Origin of the sequence: Gilliamella sp. Pra-s52 (assembly GCF_009795805.1) — a bacterium.
Classification (GTDB): Bacteria; Pseudomonadota; Gammaproteobacteria; order Enterobacterales; family Orbaceae; genus Gilliamella.
The window spans coordinates 1-308 of the sequence record NZ_WTEY01000059.1; the positions used below are offsets into that span (position 1 = coordinate 1).

The following is a 308-nucleotide window of genomic DNA, read 5'->3' on the forward strand; positions in this document are numbered from 1 at the left end:
CGCTTCCTTCCGCAAAAACGAGAACTCGTTTCTTTCAGCTTGTTCCTAATTGTTAAAGAGCTTTATCTTTCTATTTACTCATCATTAATTAATAAATAAATACAAACATAATCAGTCAGAAATAATTTCATCACATTTTATGGCGTCCCCTAGGGGATTCGAACCCCTGTTACCGCCGTGAAAGGGCGATGTCCTAGGCCTCTAGACGAAGGGGACTTAATTATTTCTTCTAAACAAACAATCTGTGTGAACACTTACGAGCACTTCGTAAGGAGGTGATCCAACCGCAGGTTCCCCTACGGTTACCT

1 tRNA gene is annotated in these 308 nt (G+C 40.9%); it reads right to left on the minus strand.

Annotated elements, in window-relative coordinates:
* Nucleotides 1-140: 140 nt before the first annotated feature.
* Nucleotides 141-216 (minus strand) — tRNA-Glu (locus tag GQ594_RS11945).
* Between the last annotated feature and the right edge of the window lie 92 nt (nt 217-308).